General features: G+C 55.0%; 12 protein-coding genes and 3 pseudogenes. 11 read left to right on the top strand and 4 right to left on the bottom strand.

Going from position 1 to position 20071, the window contains the following annotated elements; genetic code table 11:
• The first annotated feature begins 92 nt into the window (after positions 1 to 92).
• A pseudogene (locus tag ACHHV8_RS17275) lies at positions 93 to 1473 on the top strand (MFS transporter).
• A gap of 376 nt (positions 1474 to 1849) precedes the next feature.
• Here ACHHV8_RS17275 and ACHHV8_RS17270 read toward each other — a convergent pair.
• The gene (locus ACHHV8_RS17270; protein WP_395159985.1) at positions 1850 to 3313 is read right to left on the bottom strand and encodes an aminotransferase-like domain-containing protein; all 1464 of its coding nucleotides are present in this window, start codon (positions 3311 to 3313) and stop codon (positions 1850 to 1852) included.
• A 147-nt stretch (positions 3314 to 3460) separates the two neighbouring features.
• Here ACHHV8_RS17270 and ACHHV8_RS17265 point away from each other — a divergent pair, with 147 nt between their 5' ends.
• On the top strand, positions 3461 to 4078 hold the full coding sequence (locus tag ACHHV8_RS17265) for a LysE/ArgO family amino acid transporter (protein WP_395163542.1): 618 nt from the start codon (positions 3461 to 3463) through the stop codon (positions 4076 to 4078).
• On the opposite strand, the gene ACHHV8_RS17260 is transcribed toward ACHHV8_RS17265, so the two are convergent.
• Together ACHHV8_RS17260 and ACHHV8_RS17255 are read right to left on the bottom strand one after the other, a co-directional pair.
• A complete protein-coding gene (locus ACHHV8_RS17260) occupies positions 4026 to 4412 on the bottom strand; it encodes a helix-turn-helix transcriptional regulator (RefSeq protein WP_395159983.1) in 387 nt (128 codons plus the stop codon). The genes ACHHV8_RS17265 and ACHHV8_RS17260 overlap by 53 nt on opposite strands.
• Before the next feature lie 4 nt (positions 4413 to 4416).
• Entirely contained in the window at positions 4417 to 4947 is a 531-nt protein-coding gene (locus ACHHV8_RS17255; protein ID WP_395159981.1) for an AraC family ligand binding domain-containing protein, read from the bottom strand.
• Between the two features lie 151 nt (positions 4948 to 5098).
• Here ACHHV8_RS17255 and ACHHV8_RS17250 point away from each other — a divergent pair, with 151 nt between their 5' ends.
• Positions 5099 to 6652 (top strand): alpha-L-fucosidase, encoded by a 1554-nt coding sequence (locus ACHHV8_RS17250; RefSeq protein WP_395159979.1) that lies wholly within the window; start codon positions 5099 to 5101, stop codon positions 6650 to 6652.
• A complete protein-coding gene (locus tag ACHHV8_RS17245; RefSeq protein WP_395163704.1) occupies positions 6597 to 6896 on the top strand; it encodes a hypothetical protein in 300 nt (99 codons plus the stop codon). Before ACHHV8_RS17250 ends, ACHHV8_RS17245 begins: the two co-directional genes overlap by 56 nt.
• A gap of 462 nt (positions 6897 to 7358) precedes the next feature.
• On the opposite strand, the gene ACHHV8_RS17240 is transcribed toward ACHHV8_RS17245, so the two are convergent.
• Positions 7359 to 8657: an IS110 family RNA-guided transposase gene (locus ACHHV8_RS17240; RefSeq protein ID WP_395158340.1), complete on the bottom strand. Its 1299-nt coding sequence runs from the start codon at positions 8655 to 8657 to the stop codon at positions 7359 to 7361.
• A gap of 180 nt (positions 8658 to 8837) precedes the next feature.
• Here ACHHV8_RS17240 and ACHHV8_RS17235 point away from each other — a divergent pair.
• The 7 genes and pseudogenes from ACHHV8_RS17235 (at position 8838) to ACHHV8_RS17205 (ending at position 20063) form a co-directional block, all read left to right on the top strand.
• Positions 8838 to 10411 (top strand): annotated as a pseudogene (locus ACHHV8_RS17235) (FAD-dependent oxidoreductase).
• A 551-nt stretch (positions 10412 to 10962) separates the two neighbouring features.
• Positions 10963 to 11679: pseudogene (locus ACHHV8_RS17230) on the top strand (class D sortase).
• Between the two features lie 19 nt (positions 11680 to 11698).
• Positions 11699 to 16117 carry an SdrD B-like domain-containing protein gene (locus ACHHV8_RS17225; protein ID WP_395159977.1) on the top strand — a complete coding sequence of 1473 codons (4419 nt, stop codon included), beginning with the start codon at positions 11699 to 11701 and terminating at the stop codon, positions 16115 to 16117.
• A complete protein-coding gene (locus tag ACHHV8_RS17220; protein ID WP_395159975.1) occupies positions 16047 to 17183 on the top strand; it encodes an SdrD B-like domain-containing protein in 1137 nt (378 codons plus the stop codon). Before ACHHV8_RS17225 ends, ACHHV8_RS17220 begins: the two co-directional genes overlap by 71 nt.
• Before the next feature lie 543 nt (positions 17184 to 17726).
• A complete protein-coding gene (locus ACHHV8_RS17215) occupies positions 17727 to 18455 on the top strand; it encodes an amino acid ABC transporter ATP-binding protein (protein ID WP_395159973.1) in 729 nt (242 codons plus the stop codon).
• A gap of 41 nt (positions 18456 to 18496) precedes the next feature.
• A complete protein-coding gene (locus ACHHV8_RS17210; RefSeq protein ID WP_395159971.1) occupies positions 18497 to 19339 on the top strand; it encodes a transporter substrate-binding domain-containing protein in 843 nt (280 codons plus the stop codon).
• A gap of 70 nt (positions 19340 to 19409) precedes the next feature.
• Complete coding sequence (locus tag ACHHV8_RS17205; protein WP_395159969.1) at positions 19410 to 20063, top strand: amino acid ABC transporter permease; 654 nt, start codon at positions 19410 to 19412, stop codon at positions 20061 to 20063.
• Positions 20064 to 20071: the final 8 nt, after the last annotated feature.

Here is a 20071-nt window from a genome sequence, read left to right as displayed (position 1 = left end):
TGCTGCGCAAATCAGGCTCCGGAAGGGAGCTTTTCTTGCAAACCAAATGTCAGTCAGTACAGACAGACATAAAAGAAAGGGTGGAACCAGCCATGCAATCTAAAGCATCCTTGTCGACCGGTGACAAGCTTATGCGCGTACTTATGTTTACATTAATTATTTCGATGATGAGCGGTTTGATGTTCAACATCGTTCTGCCGGAAATCAGCAAGGAGTTCAATCTGGGCATCGCCCAGGTGAGCTGGCTCTCCTCGGCTTATTTTCTTATCTATGCCATCGGCACCGTAACCTATGGCAAGCTGGCCGACAGCTATAAGCTCAAGCATCTGCTGACCTTCGGGCTGCTCGTCTTCGCCGCAGGTTCCCTTGTCGGCTTGGCGTCGCATACGTTCTGGCTGGCGCTTGCCGGCAGATGCCTGCAGGCGGTAGGGGCCGCCTCCATACCGGCGACGGCTATGCTGATTCCGGTTCGGTATTTTCCTCCGGAACGCCGCGGCTCCGCTCTCGGAATGACGGCCGTCGGCTTGGCGCTCGGCAATGCGCTCGGACCGGTCGTTTCCTCGCTGATCGTCAGCGTAGCCCACTGGCGGTGGCTATTCGCCGTCCCGCTGCTCATCCTGATTACCCTGCCGTTTTACCGTAAATATTTGCAGGAGGAGCAGGAAGGCACACCGGGTTCGTTCGATTGGCTGGGCGGAGGCTTGCTCGGCATCACGGTAGCGCTGATGCTGTTAGGCGTAACGAACGGCTCGTGGCTGCAGCTGCTATTGGGCGTAGTCTTTCTCGCCATATTTATCGTTAGAGTCAATGCCGCATCCGCGCCGTTTATTCAGCCGAAGCTGTTTCGCAATAAAAGATACACTTTCGGGCTGACGGTTGCATTTCTGATTAACGGGATCGGGTTTTCGTTTTATTTTCTAAGTCCGCTTCTGCTGTCGAAGGTACAGTCGCTTCCGCCGGGATGGATTGGCTTCGCGATGGTTCCGGCTGCGCTCGCTTCAGCGATTCTCGGCACTAACCGGGGGCAGGCTGGCGGATTTGAAAGGGAACTCCTACTTATTTTTTATCGCATCCGGAGGCTTGCTGCTGTCGTTTATTCTGCTCTCGACCTTTACGGGGGGCTCCGCTTACTTGATTGCGTTATTCCTGATCTTCGGTAACGTCGGGCAGTCGTTCATGCTGATTGCCTTGTCCAATTCGATTTCGCGGACCTTGCCCAGAGAGCAGGTCGGCGTTGGGATGGGCATGATGTCGATGCTTAACTTTATAGCAGGGGGCATAGCGACGGGCATCTACAGCCGGGCTGTAGAATTTGGTTCGGGGTTTCCCTGGAATCCGGCCAATCCGGATTCGAACGGTTCGGTGTACAGCAATATTTATTTGATTCTTGCGATTCTGCACGTCTTGATTCTCGTGTTTTATTATACGCAGTTCGGAGAAACGAAGCGGGCCGCGCTTCAAACGGAAAGCTGATTGTAATACAACGGTTCCTGATTTCACAATTAGGAGCCGTTTTTTTGCTTGGAAACGGGTATGAGGTGGCAAAGAGCACGAAGCAGAACCAAGAGGAAAATGGGTGAGGTGGAAGAGAGTATGAAGTAGAACAGAAGAGGGAACGGGTGTTAGGTGGAAGAGTGCACGAAGTAGAACAGAAGAGGGAATGGATATGGGGTGGAAAGTTTACGGGCCGCATTTGAAATCGTGTTCATACCGCTTAGTCTAATTAAAAGAACACGATTTCAAGAGCGGCTGTAACCCCATATCCATTCCCTCCAAACGCGTTGACGTATGGGTTCGCACGATAAAGAAAAGTCAGGGAATTTCCTGACGGTTTTCTTAGGGTTCATTTTCAGGGAGCAGAAACGGCAAGCATCCGCTTGACAACGGCTGCCAGCCTGCCGATGCCTGTCTCCAGATCAGCAAGGGAAGCATAGGCATAGGAGATGCGCAAATAACGGCTGTTATCCCGTTCGTACAAATGCCCCGGATTCAGCAGGACGCCTTCCTTTAACGCCGCGGCAAAAAGCGCGCTCAACGACAGCGCCTGCGGCAGCTGCAGCCAAATGTAGAATCCTCCGGCCGGCATGTCCCAGGAGGCCAAGCCCCCGAGATGCTTCTCCAAAGCGGCTGCCGTAATATTTCTCCGCACAGCGAGCTGCCTGCGCACCGATTCCAGGTGCTCCTGATACAAGCCGGAGGACAGCCATACCGCTGCGGCCGATTGGGATAACGAGCTGGAGCCGTAATCGGTCTGCATTTTAATGTCGGCCAGCCGGCTGATGACGGGCTCCGGACCGATGACCCAGCCGATGCGCAGGCCCGGGCTGACCGTTTTGGAAAAGCTGCCTAAATACAGAACGATGCCGCCCGGATCGTCGGCTTTGAGCGGGGCGGGCGGAGGGGCATCGATCCACACATCCCTATATACGTCATCCTCGATCAACGGGAGGCCCTCCCTGGAGCATATGTCCATCAGCTGCTCCCGTCTTGGCCGGCTCATAACCGTCCCTGTCGGGTTATGAAACGAAGGAATGGTATAGAGCAGCGCTCCGTTCACCTGCCTTTTATATTGCGGGATCAAGCCTGCCTCGATGCCCTCCCCGTCCATCGGGATACCGGACAGCTTCATGCCCGCGGATTGAAAGATCGGAACGGAATACAAGTAGGACGGTGTTTCAAGCAGGATCGTCGATCCTTTATGCAGCAGTCCGATCGAGATCAGATGCAGCGCCTGCAGGGCGCCGGATACGATCAGAATGGAAGCGGGAGAAGCGTGGATGCCGTATCCCTTCACATGCTGCGCGATTTGCTGCCGCAGCTTGGCGCTGCCTTTCGGCTCCTCATACCCAAGCGGCAGCGGCTCGCAGGCTACTGCTTGCAGGACTTCCCTCATTTCCTGCTGAGGAAGCATATCCGGAGCGAGCTCGCCCGTTCCAAGCCGGATGATACCGGTGCGGAATTCCGCTTCATTGATTTCTTGTATTGTCGGCAAATTTGACGACTGAATCCCTGCTTTGACGTACGACGTCCAATCCGGCGGGGGCGCGGCGGTCAATTGCGTCCACGTATGGTTCACGACGGTCGTGCCTCCGCCCCGGTTTCCTTCAAGGAAGCCGTCTGCGGTCAATTCATCCAGCGCCATAACGACGGTGCTCCGGTTCACTCCGAAAGCTTCCGCCAGCCGCCGCTGCGAAGGGATTTTGGTTCCGGCAGGCCATTCGCCCTGAACGATTTTATTTTTCAAATGGGTGCTGATCTGATAATGAAGCGGCAGACCGGACATCCGGTCCGGCTGCCATTCCAAGGATGTCATCGATATTCCTCCTGCTGCGATCGGACTTAAATAACCATAGTATACAACTTGGTTGGGTCGTTATCCAGCCAAATGGATGGAGCCAAAACGGCATGGCTGTCCTACAATAGATCCGAACACATCAAGAGCAGCGGAGGCAGCAATATGATCGAAGCATGGATGAACGGATTTATTTTGGCCGCTGGCCTGATCCTCCCTTTGGGGGTTCAAAATATGTTTATTTTTAACCAGGGAGCGAATCAGCCGCGGTTGGTCCAGGCGCTGCCGTCGGTGATTACGGCGGCGCTGTGCGACACGGTGCTCGTTATTTTGGCGGTGCTGGGCATTTCGGTCGTCGTCGTAAATTTCGCTTGGCTGAGCCGGATTTTGATGGGGTTCGGAGCTATATTCCTCCTCTATATGGGCTGGACGCTCTGGCGGAGCCATCCGTCCAACGGTGCCGCCGCCGGTCAAGCGGCTTACGGTATCCGCAAGCAGGTGCTGTTCGCGGCATCTGTATCTTTATTGAACCCGCACGCCATTCTGGATACGGTCATGGTAATCGGAATGAATTCGCTGCGCTACAGCGGGACGGACCGGACTGCATTTGCGGCGGCGGTCGTAACCGTATCCTGGCTCTGGTTTCTGGGTTTATGCATGGCGGGAAGCATTATGAAAAAGATGAATCCTTCCGGCGGCTGGATACGATGGATCAATAAAATCTCCGCCCTCATCATCTGGGGCACGGCTTGTTATTTGCTGCTGGGTCTTGTCCGCTCGTTATAACGCAAGCGGGCTGCATAAGCAAGGGCTGCGGGAGCGCGCCGGGCCAGCTGCGAAATTCGGACGGGGGTACGCCGATCTTGCGTTTGAACGCTTTGGAGAAATGAAAAATATCGTTAAAGCCCGCAGCCAGGGCGATTTCGCCGATCGACAGATCGGAGGAGGTCAGCAGCTGACGGGCTTTTTCCAGTCTCCGGTCATAAATATATGCCATGGGCGTCATGCCCATATGATTTTTGAAGAAGCGGATAAAATAGTTCGGATGATGATGAATCAGTCCTGCCAGCTCCGCAACGGTCAGATCCCGTTCCAGGCGGGCCTCGATGTATTGCAGCACCGTATTAAGCTTGCTGCCGGATAAGGAGGGAGCGTGGGCAGGATGGGTCCAGGGCCGCCTGCTCGAAATAGCAGGAGATCAGATCCAGCAGCGCCGCCTGCATGTGGATCGATTTGGCGGGACCCTGCTCCGTTGTGTAGCTGTGCACGAGCTTCTCGAAAGCTTTGACCACTTGCTCAGGCTGTTCCGCATCCAGGCAAAAGGGCAGCTTAAATGAGCTGAACAAATTCATCAGGCTGAGGCTCGATATGAAATGGCACCAATACATCCGGTAGGTGCGGCTCGGGTCCGTGACCGAATAGGACTGTGTCAAACCTGCGGGAGCGAACACCAGCTGTCCCGGCCTGGGCCGTAGTTCTTCCCCGCCGACGAACACGCGCCCTTCGCCCTCGGTAATGTAATAAATTTTACTGTATACGGGCTCGAAGGGAGCCTGCATCCAGTCCGGCTTGCATTTGCTAAGCAGCGAAATGATCAGCTGCACCTTCAATTCAGATAAAAAGCGGCTGATCGCCGAATGATCGCGTGCTTCCATTGCAATCACCCCTTTTGTTGTTATGCCATGCGTCCAGCAGGAGGTTAGTTTCGTACAAATTCCGGTTAACCGTGTCCATATGGATTATATCATACCCGTCGTACAATACAGGAGAAGCGGAAGTGACTATGATGGACGGAGGGACCTGAGTATGGCACAACGGGATATGTATATGGATAATGCGGATGCAGAAGCGGAGACGGGGCGTCAGCCCGCCGCGATAACGGAGCTGACGGAGGAGGGGCACGACCGGCGTTTGGCCTGGTGGCGCGAAGCCCGGTTCGGAATGTTCATCCATTGGGGTTTATATTCCTTGTTAGGCGGCGTATGGAAAGGCAAGGAGGTGCCGGGCGCCTACGGCGAGCACATTATGCTCAGAGGACAAATTCCTGTGAAGGAATATGAGAAGCTTGCCGAGGACTTTAACCCGGTACGCTTCGATGCCTGGGCGTGGGTGAAGGCGGCCAAGGAGGCCGGGATGAAATACCTGGTCATCACGGCGAAGCACCACGACGGATTTGCGCTGTATGATTCAAGCGTGTCGGATTTCAATATTCTTAAGCGCACGCCGTACGGCCGCGATCCTATGAAGGATTTGGCGGAAGCCTGTCATCAGGAGGGCGTGAAGCTCTGCTTTTATTATTCGCATGCGATGGATTGGCACCATCCCGATTCGCAGGGCAATACGCATGATTTTCCCGGCAACATCGGGGCTTGGGATGAGCTGGAAGCTTGGATTGACGACGAGGATAAGCGTACGCGTTATGAACGTTATTTGAATGAAAAAGCGTTCCCTCAGCTCAAAGAGCTGCTGACGGAATACGGTGAGGTCGCGGTTCTTTGGTTCGATTGCGGCCATAAGGTGACGGACGAGCAAGGACAGCGCTTCGTGGACTATGTCCGCAGTCTGCAGCCGAACTGCCTGGTCAACCGGCGCGTGCGCAGGGACGGCTTCGGCGATTACGGCAACTCCGGGGATAACCAGCTGCACATCCGCATTCAGCGCAAGGACTGGGAGTCTATCCATACGATGAACGATTCGTGGGGCTATAAGAAAACGGATCATAACTGGAAGCCGGTCAAACGTATTCTCCATAATATGATTGACGTATTCAGCCTGAACGGCAACTATCTGCTCAATGTCGGGCCGACTCCCGAGGGCGAGTTCGATGAGAATTCCCGCCGGATTCTGCATGAAGTGGGCCGATGGATGCAAGTTAACGGGGAGAGCGTATACGGTACGGAGGGCAGCCCGATCGGCAAGCCGCAATGGGGACGGTGCACGATGCAAGGCAGCAAGCTGTATCTTCATGTATTTGAATGGCCTGCCAGCGGTAAGCTGATCGTGCCCGGTCTGCGAAGCGAGGCGGCGAAAGTCTGGCTGCTGGCGGACAGCAGCCGCAAGGAGCTTGTCCGCCATCGGTTGAATGCCGAGGATGTGGAGATCGAGGTGCCTGCCGAAGCGCTCGACAAGCATGCAACCGTTATTGTGGTCGAGGTGAAAGGGGCTGTTGAAGGCAATCCGGTCAAGCGGTTGTTTAACCGCGACTATGTCAATGTGCTGAACGCCTTTGACGGAGATATTCATGGCAGCGAGCTGCGCTTGGATACCGGCAAAGCGGGCCGTGACGTCGTGACCCACTGGGTAAATGCTGCAGACAGCATCAGCTGGAACCTTCCGGGCTGCCGAAGCAGGCGATTATGAAGTCAAGCTGGTGTACGGAGCGAAGGAAGGCTCGGCAGGCGGGGCTTACGTGCTTGAAAGCGCCGGACAGCGTTTCGGCGGCCGCGTTGTCCAGAAGGGCGACGGCTATAGCTTCGTTTATGACACGCTGGGAACTGTGAAGCTGTCTGCGCCAGGCGAATATACGCTGACGGTATGGGCGGAAACGATAACGTGCGAGTTTTTGATGAATTTGAAGGAAGTGCAGCTTCATCCAGCAGGGTGAAAATGAGACCTGCGCGTTCCTTGTCGGTAAAACCTTTCTTCAAGTGTAACCTTTTCCTCCTACTATAAAGTAATGTTTTCTCCTGGTTTCTCACGAATTCTCAATATTTCAACTTTGACAGCTTGAGCGATAATAGTGGAGAATGCGGCCTGTGCAACTGATTGAAGTCAGAGCGTAGGCGGGAATAGAGCTTAGGATATCAGATTCCAAAACTGTGGATTATTCGGTATGATCGCACAGTTGGATATCCACATTCACCCTCGAGGTTTACCCTCCCATGTCACGCTGGGTCTATGCCCTCACATTCCTTCGTTCTACCTCTCAAGGGGTGGATGCCGATTCTTGCTCCTTTACGGGGTCGTTGCCCTTATGGAATATTGTTCGTCGGCTTCTCCGGTGCTTCCGTTGTCATAGTTGTTCACTTGTGAATAATGCGAGATTCCAGGTATTTGCTTTCTTGCTCTAAGCAGCCTCTTGCTGTATCTGGTAGCTCCTAACGGGACCCATAACGTCAATTGCGTTGTACTCTCTTTGCTTTGTCCCCAGCGTGTGCAGAACTCGAATGAGTTTGCCACACAAGGCGATGAGGGACTGCTTTTTCTTGAGTGGATTTTGGCTTCGCGTTGTATAGTGCTTGTGAAGCGACTTAAAAGCCTCATTCTTAGCCACCATTGGCATCACCGCGCGGTACAAGAGCGCTCGCAGGCGTGATCGTCCTCGCTTGCTAATTCCCGTCTTGCCCTTGCGTTTACCCGAGCTGTTCTCTTTGAGGTTTAGCCCGGCGAGTCGAATAATTTGTTGACCGTGATCGTAGTTGTTTAGATCCCCAACCTCAGCTAGAAATCCAGCCACGGTAATCGCTCCAACTCCCGGTACGGTCAGCATTTGTATTACTCCAGGAATGTTCTCCAGGATCCGCATGACTTGCCCCATAATGGATTCCAGTTGATCGTTAAACAGGTCGAACTGCCCGAGCAGCGTATGAAGTTCCATTCGAGCCGCGACGGCGCCTTCTACCAGTCCGATAGACGCAACAGCGACAGCGTATAGCTTTTCTGCACGCTTGATCCCCACGCCACGCTTCACGTCCGTCTTCCAGTGAGCCAGGACGTCTCTGGCCCCCTTGGCGACGATGTCTGCCGGCAACGGAAATGCCCTCATCGTCATGAGCGAAGCTTTGCCGTCCCAATCCTTAAAGACACCGATGTACTCCGGAAAAAACCTGTCAAACCAGTTGCCGATGCGACCTTTCACTTGCGTCAAGCTGGCCGACACCTTCTCCCGCAGGTTCATCAGGATTCGTAAATCTGCGTATTCTTTTGTAGGCAATTTCGGCTCCGAGTACTTCCCGTTCCGAATGAGATCCGCAATGACTTTGGCATCTTTATAGTCGCTTTTCGTCTGCGAGTTGTCCTCAAGTTCTTTCGTCTTGCTGACATGATGCGGATTGACGACAACGACCTGAATGCCTTGTTCCTGCAGAAATGCTGCGAGCGGGAACCAATAGTGTCCGGTTGGCTCAATTCCAAACACAATATCAGTCTTGCCATGTGTTTGTCCGAGCTCCTTCATCCACGTCGCCAGTTTTGTCAACCCTCCCTGATCGTTGTGGAACACGCAATCCTTGCCCAGTTCAATTCCACGAAAATCTACTGCACGCGCTACATGAATCTTCTTGGCAATGTCCGCACCGACAACCAGCGTCGAATCGGTAATTCGTGTAATCCGTTGATTCTGTTTCTGTTTTAGCTTATGCTTCATAGTAGGTGCCTCTTTTCGTATGTGGGTTTTGTTCTTTTGGTCGAGAACAACGATTCCCAGTATACAAGAGGCGCTTTTTTCGTTCAAAGCTCAAATTACTTCATTACAGGAATGGCTCCTTGTTTACGTCTGGGAATATGAGGTTAAATCACCCTATATTAGGATGAGGAGGCGAAGGGAATGAACCGAGAGATTCATGCCGATATTGCGGTGATCGGCGGAGGGGTTGGAGGCTGCGCCGCGGCATTGGCCGCATGCAGCCTGGGCCGGACCGTCGTCATGACCGAAGAATACGCCTGGATCGGCGGTCAGCTGACGAGCCAGGCGGCACCGCCCGACGAGCATAAATGGATTGAGCAGTTCGGCTGCACGCGCAGCTACCGTACATTCCGGAATCGGGTGAGAGACTATTACCGGCGTCATTTTCCGTTGTCCGAGGCGGGACGGTCAGCCGTTTACTTCAATCCCGGCAACGGCGGTGTAAGCCGTCTCTGCGCCGAGCCGCGGGTGATGCTCGCGGTGCTGCGCGAGATGCTGGCGCCTTTTATCAACAGCGGGAAGCTGACGCTCTATACAGGCAGCAAGCCGATCAAAGCGGAGACAGTTCGGGATGAGATCCGCTCCGTCACCGTCAAAACGGCCGAGGGCGATAAGCTGACGATTACGGCATCTTATTTTCTTGATGCCACCGAGTGCGGTGACGTGCTGCCGCTTGCCGGAGTCGAATACGTTACCGGGGCGGAGTCGAAATCCGACACAGGCGAGCCGCATGCTCTTGAAGGCAAGGCGGACCCTAAAGATATTCAAGCTTTTACGTACTGCTTTGCTATGGATTACTTCGAAGGCGAGAATCATGTGATCGACAAGCCGAAAAATTACCGTTTTTGGCGGTGCCTACCAGCCGGAGATTTGGCCGAACCCGCTGCTGAATTGGGTCTCTCCCGATCCGAAGACGCTGGAGCCGACGGAAGAAACGCTGTTTCCGGGTACGGACAAATACCCGTTGTTTATTTACCGCCGGATTATCGATAAGAACAATTTTGCTGCCGGCACGTACGCCTCTGATGTTACACTGGTGAATTGGGCGCAAAATGATTACTTTCTGGGAAATTTGTATGACGTGCCCGAGGCTGAAGCGAGGAAGCATCTGACCCAGGCCAAGCAGTTAAGCCTTTCCTTGCTTTACTGGCTGCAGACCGAGGCGCCGCGCCCCGACGGTAAAACGGGCTATCCGGGACTGCGGCTCCGTCCGGATGTGCTTGGCAGCGAAGACGGCCTGGCCCAAGCTCCTTATATCCGCGAATCTAGACGGATTCAAGCCGAATTTACGGTGAAGGAGCAGCATGTCAGCGCAGCCGTCAGAGGGGAGCGGGGCGCCGAGCCGTTTACCGACAGCGTAGGTATCGGCTCCTACCGCATCGACCTTCATCCGAGTATGAGCGGACGCACGTTTCTCGATATTTCCTCGGTGCCGTTTCAGATTCCGCTCGGCAGCCTGATTCCGCGCCGTGTGAAAAATCTGCTTGCGGCCTGCAAAAATATCGGCACGACGCATATTACGAATGGCTGCTACAGGCTGCATCCCGTCGAATGGAACATCGGCGAATCGGCCGGCTATACCGCAGCCTTCTGCCTCGAGCATAACTACCGCCCGACCGAGGCTCCGGGCTGCGCCGGAAAAGCTGCAGGCGCTGCAAGCCCTCCTGACAGCCCAGGGCGTCGAACTGGCCTGGCCTCAAATCGGACCGGTTTAAATGTAATTAAATGTTACTAACTGTAACATCAGATAATAGCAGACCAACCAAACATATAGGCAGGCAGAACGCCTTCATCTCCTCTGAGATGGGGCATTCTGCCTGTTTTTTTGCTTAAATAAAGTCGAAGCCTAAAGCAAAGGTCGAACCAGAGGGATGGGGTATGGGGTGGAAAAGCGAAGCGGTCGCCTTTAAACCCGTGTCCTCACAGCTCTCATCCCATTCAGAAGGACACGGGTTTAACAGCGATTGAAACCCCATACCCCATCCCTCCCCCGCCAACATTAGGATCGGCATCCCTCCCCCGCCAACATTAGGTGGCTCGACATCTCTCCCCATCATTAGGAGCCTGCATCGTCCCATGGTTCGTAATTGCTCCGCCTTCCGCCGCATTATGGCATATTCCGGTATAGACGACCGTATTCTGAAAGAAGACATCCAAGAAAATCGTTTCATCGAACTTCCGATTTGGCAGCAGAAAGGAGGGCAGCGGTTTATTGGAGCAGGCTCCGAGTCTCCAGCCTTGAGGGAGGTGCAGTGTCATCCGTACAATGATACAAAACGTCGCAATCGTGCTGCTTTTCTGTATCGGGGCGGCCCTGATGCTTCAGCCGTGGTGGTACCATTTCGTCCAGGAGAAGCGCCAGCAGGCTCTATTGGAGCAGTGGAACAAGCGTACTGCTGCGGGCGAGAAGGCTGAACCTAAGACTGAGCTCAAGACTGAACCTATGGCTGAACAGGAAGCGCGAAATGAGGCTGGGCCCGTGGCCGGGCCGCCTGTACCGCTCCCGGTGACGGCTGGAGAGGGGATTCATGTGCAGGAGACGCCGGGGTCTCTGCTGTCGGTTGACGGGTACGCCGTACAAGCGATGCTGTCGATCGAGAAGCTCCGGCTGCTGGAGCCTGTTGTGCAGGGAGCCGACCCGGAGGCGTTAAAGACGGGCATCGGTATCGTGGAGCCGGGCCGTCTTCCCGGCACCATCGGCAATTACGTGCTGGCAGGACACCGAAGCTGAGCCTACGGCAAGCAGTTCAGCCGGCTTAATGAGCTGGAGAAGGGGGACCGGGTGGTCATCAAGACACCGTCCAACGCTTTTGAATATGAGGTGACCTCCAAATATCTTGTCGAGCCGGACGATTTGTCCGTATTGGATCAGAGCAAGAACAAAGCGGAAATGACACTGATTACCTGCGAGCCTAAATACCATCCGACCCATCGGCTTATTGTCAAAGCGGTTTGGAAGGGGCCGGCGGGGTCCGTGTCATGAGTAAGGAGAAATGTGACGCATGAGAAGGTTTAAAAAGGAGCACGCACTAATTACGGCGCTGCTGCTTCTTTGGCACATGCTGCTGCTTCCGATCACCGTGTGGGCGGCAGACGAACCGGCGGACGGCATTCAAATCGAGCTAAGGAGCACGCAGTCCCTCGTCGATTCGGGGAACAAGTTTACTTACGAGATAAGCTACAGCGTATCCAGCACGACGAAGCTGTTCACCGACGCTGAAATCGTCCTTCCCCTGCCGAAAGAGCTGGTGTTTGCCTCAGCAGTCGACGCAGGAGACACGAACTATGCTTACGATGCGGCGCTGCATACCGTAACCTTCAAATTCAAGGACGCGGTGCGGGCCGGAACGACGGGGACGGTTCAAGTGATCGTCTATTTCCCGAATTATACTACTCCGGACGGAACGGCGGTTTCGGCAAGCGGCAAGTTTCTAAGCGGACAAGGCAGCAAGACGTCCAATGCCGTTACGGTTACTGCAAGAGCCTCCGCCGAGTGGGAGCTGAAGAAGGAAAGAACGAAGCCGGTCCAGGAGGTGCTGCCCGAGCCGGGGGGCGAGGTGGAGTATAAGCTTACCCTGCGGGACAAAAAGCTGAGCGCTTCCGGGAGACTGGAGCTGCGCGACGCCGTGGTACGCGACACGCTGCCGGCGGAAGCGCAATTCGTATCCGCCACTCCGGCGGCGGACAAGGTGGAGAACGGTCAAGTCATCTGGAACCTCGGCACGCTGGGCCAGGGAGTGACGTCCAAGGAACTGCGGGTACTGGTGAAATATCCTTCCACCGCTTCGGGTCTCGTAACGAATACGGCGGAGGCGGCGTACACGCCTTTGCAGCAGAGTCCCGTTACGCTCCACGCGGAGGTGCAGCACGGCTTTACATCCAGCCCGGAGGACGGGGGCAGCGGTTTTTTCAAATCCGTGCAGGATCGCCAGAAGGAAGCATCGCCGGGGCAAGACGTTAACTTTTATATCGGAAGCTTGTACAGCCGTGCCAATGTCAGCCTGCAAAATTATGAGGTAACGGATATGACGCCGGACCATTTGGAATTGCTGCAGATCTTTACGCCGACGTTTACCGGTATCGATTCTTACAAGATTCAATATACCGTGGCGGACAGCGTATACGGACCTTGGAACGATTGGAAAACGGTGCGCACGGATCAGCGGCAAACCTTGAAGGTAAGCGAGCTTCCCGTTCCCGGCTCAGCGGTAAGGGGCTTTAAGCTCGTGTACGGGACCGTGCCGGTAAATTTCAACCAAACGGGTAATTTCGAAATCCGCTACAAGGTGGATCCTGTCATGCCGGCTTCGGCTGTGCCGGATGAAACCGCCAAGACCACGAATACGGCGGGGCTGCGCTACAGCTTTGCCGGCAGCCTGTATGAGGAAAACCGGAGTGCGGATCTGTATATCGTGCAGAACCGTCCGCTGCTGGAGGTCGTGAAAAAGGCGCTCAACGGCACGGATTTCTCGCCAGGCGATACAGTACATTATCAAATATCGGTGCGGAACTCCGAGTACAGCAGTATGGATTTTCAAAATCCGATTATCGAGGATCTGCTGCCGCCGGAGCTGGAATATGTTCCGGACAGCGCAAGGCTGACCGATGACAGCGGTCTGGGTCTGAGCGCTCCTGTCTTTGAACTGGGTACGGGAACCGATGGGCGCAGCTTGCTCCGGTGGAGCTGGAGTGACGGCAATCCGGCCGCCATCGGCTTAAGTAAAAAGATCGTGCTGGAGTATGAAGCCAAGATCAAGGCAGGCACGAAGTCGGGCTATGTTGATAATGTAGCGGAGGTGACCTCCGACCGGCACGATTATTTGAACAACGCTGATTTTACGAAGAAGATTTACAAGAACGGCAGATGGTATGACTATAATAATGCGCCTGTGTATGTTCACTCCACCGTCAAGCTGGAATCCGTCAAATGGGTGCAGGGCGATTTGGACGGGAACAATTGGACACAGTATCCCTCTAAAGGACTGACGACGCCCGGAGGCAAGGTTGAGTACAGGCTGCAGGTGACGAACGTGGGCAATATAGCGGTGAAAGGGCTGCTGATTGTCGATGCCCTGCCCCGTATAGGCGATTTGGGCGTGGTGGACAGATCTTCGCGGGACAGCGGGTGGAGTCCGGTTTTAACCGGAAAAGTAGTAACGCCAAATTATATAACCGCGTATTATTCGACCGATGCGGATATCGCTATGAGCGGCGGCCATTGGTCGATGGAGCCTCCCGGAGACCTCACGAAAGTAACGGGTCTGAAGTTCATGTTTTCCGACGGACATGTGATCGCGCCGGGGGCTCAAGAGGAGGTCGGCTGGGTCATGCGGGCGCCGGTCAATGCGCCGACGGACGGTCAGACCGCATGGAGCTCCTTCGGCTATACGGCGCAGCGGGTCGATAACGGGAAATCGCTGCTGACGACGGAGCCGTTGAAGGTTGGGGTCGTCGTTCAGGAGGATGCCGAAGGCGAAATCGGGAACTATGTCTGGCGCGATGCAAACGGGGACGGCGTACAGAATGAAACCGCCGAGCAGGGCGTGAACGGCGTTCATGTGGAGCTGTATAACGCCTCCGGGGCCCTGGTGCAGTCGACGATTACGAGCAACGATTTCGCCGGCAATCCCGGTTATTATATGTTCACCCATCTGTCCTCGGGGAGCTATCGGGTGAAATTTAACCTTCCGGAAGGCTACGGAGGCTGGGTAAAAGCAAATCAGACCGCGGATGCTTCCGATTCTGATGCCGACGCCGACGGCTGGTCGGAGATGATTCAGCTCGGCGCCGGCCAAAGGAACACGGATATTGACGCAGGACTGCTGTTGCCGCAAGGTAGAATCGGCGATAAGGTCTGGCTCGATACGAACGGCAACGGACTTCAGGACGCGGGCGAGCCGGGGCAGGACGGTGCAGCCGTCCGTTTATTTGACGCCAACGGATTTGTTTTGGCTGAGACCGTTACTTCCGGCGGCGGCATCTACGCCTTCGAGCACTTGCCGGCTGGGAGCTATTTTGTTCAGTTCGATCTGCCGGCAGGATACAGGTTTACACAGCAGGGAGACGGCAGCCAGAGAGAGCTGGATTCCAATCCCGATCCGGCTGCAGGCAGAACCGGACTGATCGCTTTAGGAGCAAATGAAAGCAATAACACGGTAGACGCAGGACTGCTGGCGCCGAGCGCAAGCCTCGGGAACCGCGTCTGGCTGGACGAGAACAAGAATGGTTTGCAGGATGGGGCGGAGCCCGGTCTTAACGGACTGACCGTAGAGCTGTTGAACGAACGCGGAGAAGCGGTGCAGACGGCCAAGACTGTCAAGGATACCGTCTATGGCGACGGATTTTACCGGTTCGGTTCCTTGTGGGCCGGTGCGTATCAAGTCCGATTCACGCTTCCCGAAGGTTCTTACGCGTTTACAGTCCAAGGGAAGGATGCGGCCTCGGACCAGGACTCGAATGCCGATACGGCTAGCGGCGTGAGCGGGATTATTAGGCTGGCTGCGGGCGAAGCGAACGATACGGTCGATGCCGGTATCATTCCGCTGCCGCCTGAAGAAGGTAAAGCGGCGCTTGGCGACTATGTGTGGCTGGATGAGAACGGGGACGCTGTGCAAAATGACGGAGACAGCGGCGTCAACGGCATCGTCGTGAAGCTGTACAATGACCGTGGTGCCTTGCAGGCATCGACGATAACGGCGTCCGTCTATCAATCCGTTTATAACAGCGTGTACAGCAGCGTATACAGTTCGCCCGGTTATTATCAATTCAGCGATTTGACGCCCGGCAGCTATATCGTGCAGTTCGGCTTACCGGACGGGTATGCATTTACCGGCAAAGGGGCCGGAGGCAATTCTGCGACGGATTCCGATGCTTATGCCGATGGAATGACCGACCGGATCGCTTTGGCTTCGGGGCAGACCGACCTGAGTATCGACGCCGGGCTCCGGCGGCTATCCGTACCTCCTGTCCTGGGCATGCTTGGCGACTACGTATGGGATGACAAGAACGGGGACGGTGTGCAGAATGACGGAGAACCGGGAATCGGCGGCGTGACGGTCCGGCTGCTGGACGAACGCGGGCAGCAGCTGGCGGAAGCGGTGACGGATTCAGTGTATGGCAGCCTGGGAAGGTACAGGTTTGACGAACTTTCGGCAGGCCAGTACAGGATAAAATTCGAGCTTCCGTCCGGCTATGCGTTTACGCTGAAAGGAGCCGGAGACAACCGGTCGGCAGATTCCGATGCACTGCCTGACGGGACGACGGACCTTCATTACCTTGACGCAGGGGCAGACCGATCTGTCGGTCGATGCCGGGCTCAAGCAAATGCCGGTAAACCCGGAACCGTCAGCGGTGCTCGGAGACCGTGTCTGGTACGATGTGAATGGAGACGGTGTGCAAAACGAGGGAGAAACGGGCGTTAACGGGCTTTTCGTCCACTTGTATAAGGAGGACGGACAGCTGATTTCTTCCACAGTAACCGGTGCGGTTTACGGTGAATCGGGGTATTACAGCTTCCGGGAGCTGACGGCAGGGAAATACAGCTTGAAATTCGAGCTTCCGTCCGGCTATGAATTTACTGCGAAGGGGCAAGGTGCCGACCGTTCCGCAGATTCCGATGCATTCGGCGATGGCACCACGGCAGCGATTGCTTTGCAGGCCGGCGAGTCGAATCTCACTTTGGATGCGGGAATCGTCGCATCCGACGACGGTGATCACGGGCCCGGACCGGGCCGGAACCCCGCGGCGCTCGGGGACTATGCATGGATTGATATGAATGGCGACGGCATTCAAAATGAACAAGAGCCGGGCTTGAACGGCGTGCTTGTTACAGTGTATCTGGAAGACGGCACGCTGTTGACTTCCACCGTTACCGGTACCGTATACGACCGTGCCGGATTGTATCAATTCGGCGATCTGCAGCCGGGAAGGTACAAAGTGAAGTTCGATTTGCCATCCGGCTACGTTTATACGGAGCAGGGAAGAGGCACGGACCGCACGGCGGACTCCGATGTGAATGGAGCCGGCTTGACGGAGGTTGTTCTCTTGGCTGAAGGTGAGAGCAATCTTACGGTTGACGCAGGCTTCAAGCGCAGAAGCACGAATCCTTCCAACCCGGGTGATTCCGACTCCGGCGGTTCGGGAGATTCGGGGGGCTCGGGTGATTCCGGCGGCGGAAGCGGAGGTGACGGCTCTTCCGGCGGCCCTGGAAACCCCGGAGGATCCGGCGGACCGGGACCCCGGGGACACCGCAGAATCCGTCCGGCGGCGGAGGTCAGCCGGGTGAGACTCCGGATCAGCCCGCACCCGGTAACGGGACTCCGAGCCCTAACGGGCCCGGCCAGCAGCCGGGAGGCAGCGAGCCTGGAAACGGAGCCTCCGGCGGAGATGAGCCGGGAGCCGGCCCCGGAGGGGATTCCCCTGGAGCGGCTCCTGACGGCGGCGTTCCCGGCTCAGCAAGCCAGCCGGGAACGAGGACGCTTCCTTTGACCGGCGAGCCGTTCCCATTGACTCCGCTGATCGGCGTATTGCTGTGTGCCGCAGCGGGGGCTCTCGCGATTGGGCGGATCATGCTCAGTAAGAAACAAGGCCGCTAAGTTACTACTGAAAAATTTCTTCATCTATTATTGAAGGCTCCCCCCATGGCCGTCAGGACATGGGGGGATTTCGTATGATCAGGTCAGCCGGAGATTTCTGGCTGGCCTCTTCGCTTCATAGACAGGAAGGAGCGTCCAAAGCTTGCTTGAGCAGCTCTCCTTGAAGCAGACAGGTGAAATTAGCAAGCCTGCTGCTCTAAGGGGAGCTTTTCATATATGCCGTTATGCAGCCGTTTACACACGGCTTTGACCTTTCTTTTTCTTAATTGTAAAAAAATTTTAAAAATTCAATGTAGGATTCCGTAAGATTCAGTAGGTAGAAGTTACAATAAACAACATAAGGTGTAATGAAACATCACGTATGCATATCTTTAGCCCGCTAGCAGCTTCTCCGACAGTCTGCGAGGCGGGGGATAAGCACGGAAGGAGGGGTTCTATGATCTCGTTTCAGCAAGTAGACAAGCATTACGGCGATTTTCATGTGCTGAAGGATATTTGTCTTGACATTGCGCAAGGTGAGGTGGTTGTCGTTATAGGGCCGTCAGGCTCAGGCAAAAGCACGCTTCTTCGATGTATCAACAGACTGGAGACGATTACCAGCGGCGGGCTGACTGTCAACAATGTGAAAGTGAATGACAGCAAGACGGATATTAACAAGCTTCGCCGGGATATCGGCATGGTCTTCCAGCATTTCAATCTGTACCCTCATATGAAGGTCATAGATAACATTACGCTGGCCCCGATGAAGGTGCTGGGGGTACCCAAGGCGGAAGCGGAGCAAACCGCGAAATATTATCTCGAGAAAGTCGGCATTGCGGATAAGGCGGACCGGTTTCCTTCCCAATTGTCCGGCGGGCAGCAGCAGCGTGTCGCCATAGCGAGAGGTCTTGCCATGAAGCCGCAAATCATGCTGTTTGACGAGCCGACCTCGGCGCTCGATCCCGAGATGGTAGGCGAGGTGCTTGATGTTATGAAGACGCTCGCGAATGAAGGAATGACGATGGTCGTCGTGACGCATGAGATGGGCTTTGCGAAGGAGGTCGCCGACCGGGTGGTCTTTATGGACAAAGGTCAAATTCTGGAGGTATCCTCTCCGGACGCATTTTTCTCCAATCCCCGTGAGGAGAGGGCGCAGCTGTTCCTGAACCGCGTGCTGAATCACTAAGGTATTCATAAATCTTGATATAGCGAAGGGAGTCATGTTCTATGACGAAGAAAAAATGGTTGACGATGGGTGTTTCGGTACTTGCCTTATCCGCACTGCTTCTTTCCGCCTGTGGAACGAAAGACGGAGGCGGCAGCGCAAGCGAAGGCGGCAAATCGGCCGCATCGGCGTCGGTGCTCGATGAAATCAAGAGCCGCGGCAAGCTCGTTGTCGGCGTTAAGTACGACACCAAGCTGTTCGGCTTGAAGGATCCGGCGAGCGGCAAGGTCGAGGGCTTCGATGTAGACATCGCCAAAGCATTGGCCAAGCAAATCGTCGGAGACGAGAACAAGGTTGAATTGAAGGAAGTCACCTCGAAAACGCGCATTCCGATGCTGGACAATAAAGAAATCGATATGATTATCGCGACAATGACCATCAATGACGAGCGTAAAAAGCAGGTAGATTTCTCCGATGTGTATTTCAAGGCGGGGCAATCCCTGCTCGTGAAGAAAGGCAGTCCGATCAAGAGCATTGCCGATGTGAAGAAAGGCACCAAGGTGCTGGCGGTGAAAGGCTCCACCTCGGTAGACAATATCAAGCAAAAATCGCCTGACGCCACGGTTCTGGAATTCGATAACTATCAGGATGCGTTCAGCGCACTGAAAGCGGGTCAAGGCGACACGCTGACAACGGATAACGCGATTTTGTACGGGATGGCGGCACAGGACTCCAACTATGAGGTGGTCGGCGATCCGTTCACGGACGAGCCATACGGCATTGCTATCAAAAAAGGGGAAGCCTCTCTGTTGACCGCAGTCAATGACGGCCTTAAATCGCTGCAAACGAGCGGGGATTACAACAAAATTTATGAAAAATGGATCGGCAAAGTTCCGTCCAAATAAACCGGATTGAAGAAGATGGGGGACAAGCCGTCTCCCATCTTTTGTATTTTAAAAGCAGGGGGGATGCAGGATGCCCGACTTCACGATATTCACTGATTACTTCGAGCTTTATATGAAAGGGTTCGGCAACACGATACTATCAAGCGCAGTCGCACTGCTTGGCAGCTTCCTGCTCGGCACGCTCATCGCGGTTTTCCGGATTACACCCGTGAAGCCGCTGCAGTGGCTGGGAACGGTCTATGTGGAATTTATCCGCAATATTCCGCTGCTGCTCGTCGTTTTCGTTTTTTTCTACGGTCTGCCTTCCCTCGGCGTTACGTTAAGCGGCTTTGTCTGCGGCACCGTAGGCTTGATGGTGTATACTGCGGCATTTGTGGCTGAAGCGATCCGTGCGGGAATTATGGCCGTGCCGAAGGGACAGACGGAGGCGGCGCGGGCCTCGGGATTAAACTATGTTCAGACGATGCGGTTCGTCGTTCTGCCGCAAGCGGTCAAGATTGTCATTCCGCCGCTCAGCAACCAATTTATTAATCTGGTGAAAAACTCTTCGATTCTGGGCGCCTTCGCCGGCCTGGATTTGATGTATTACGGGGACCAGGTGGCCAGCAAAACGTATGCGACGTTCGACACGTACATTATTGTCGCGGTGCTTTATCTGGTGCTTACCCTCCCGTTAAGCTATATGGCGCTGCATTTAGAACGCAAATGGGCGAAAGCCGGATAAGGAGGGGG

The organism is Paenibacillus sp. TAB_01, from assembly GCF_043945595.1.
Lineage (GTDB): Bacteria > Bacillota > Bacilli > Paenibacillales > NBRC-103111 > Paenibacillus_S.
Note: the sequence above shows the minus strand (reverse complement) of the source record. Positions and strands in the feature narration are given on the sequence as shown.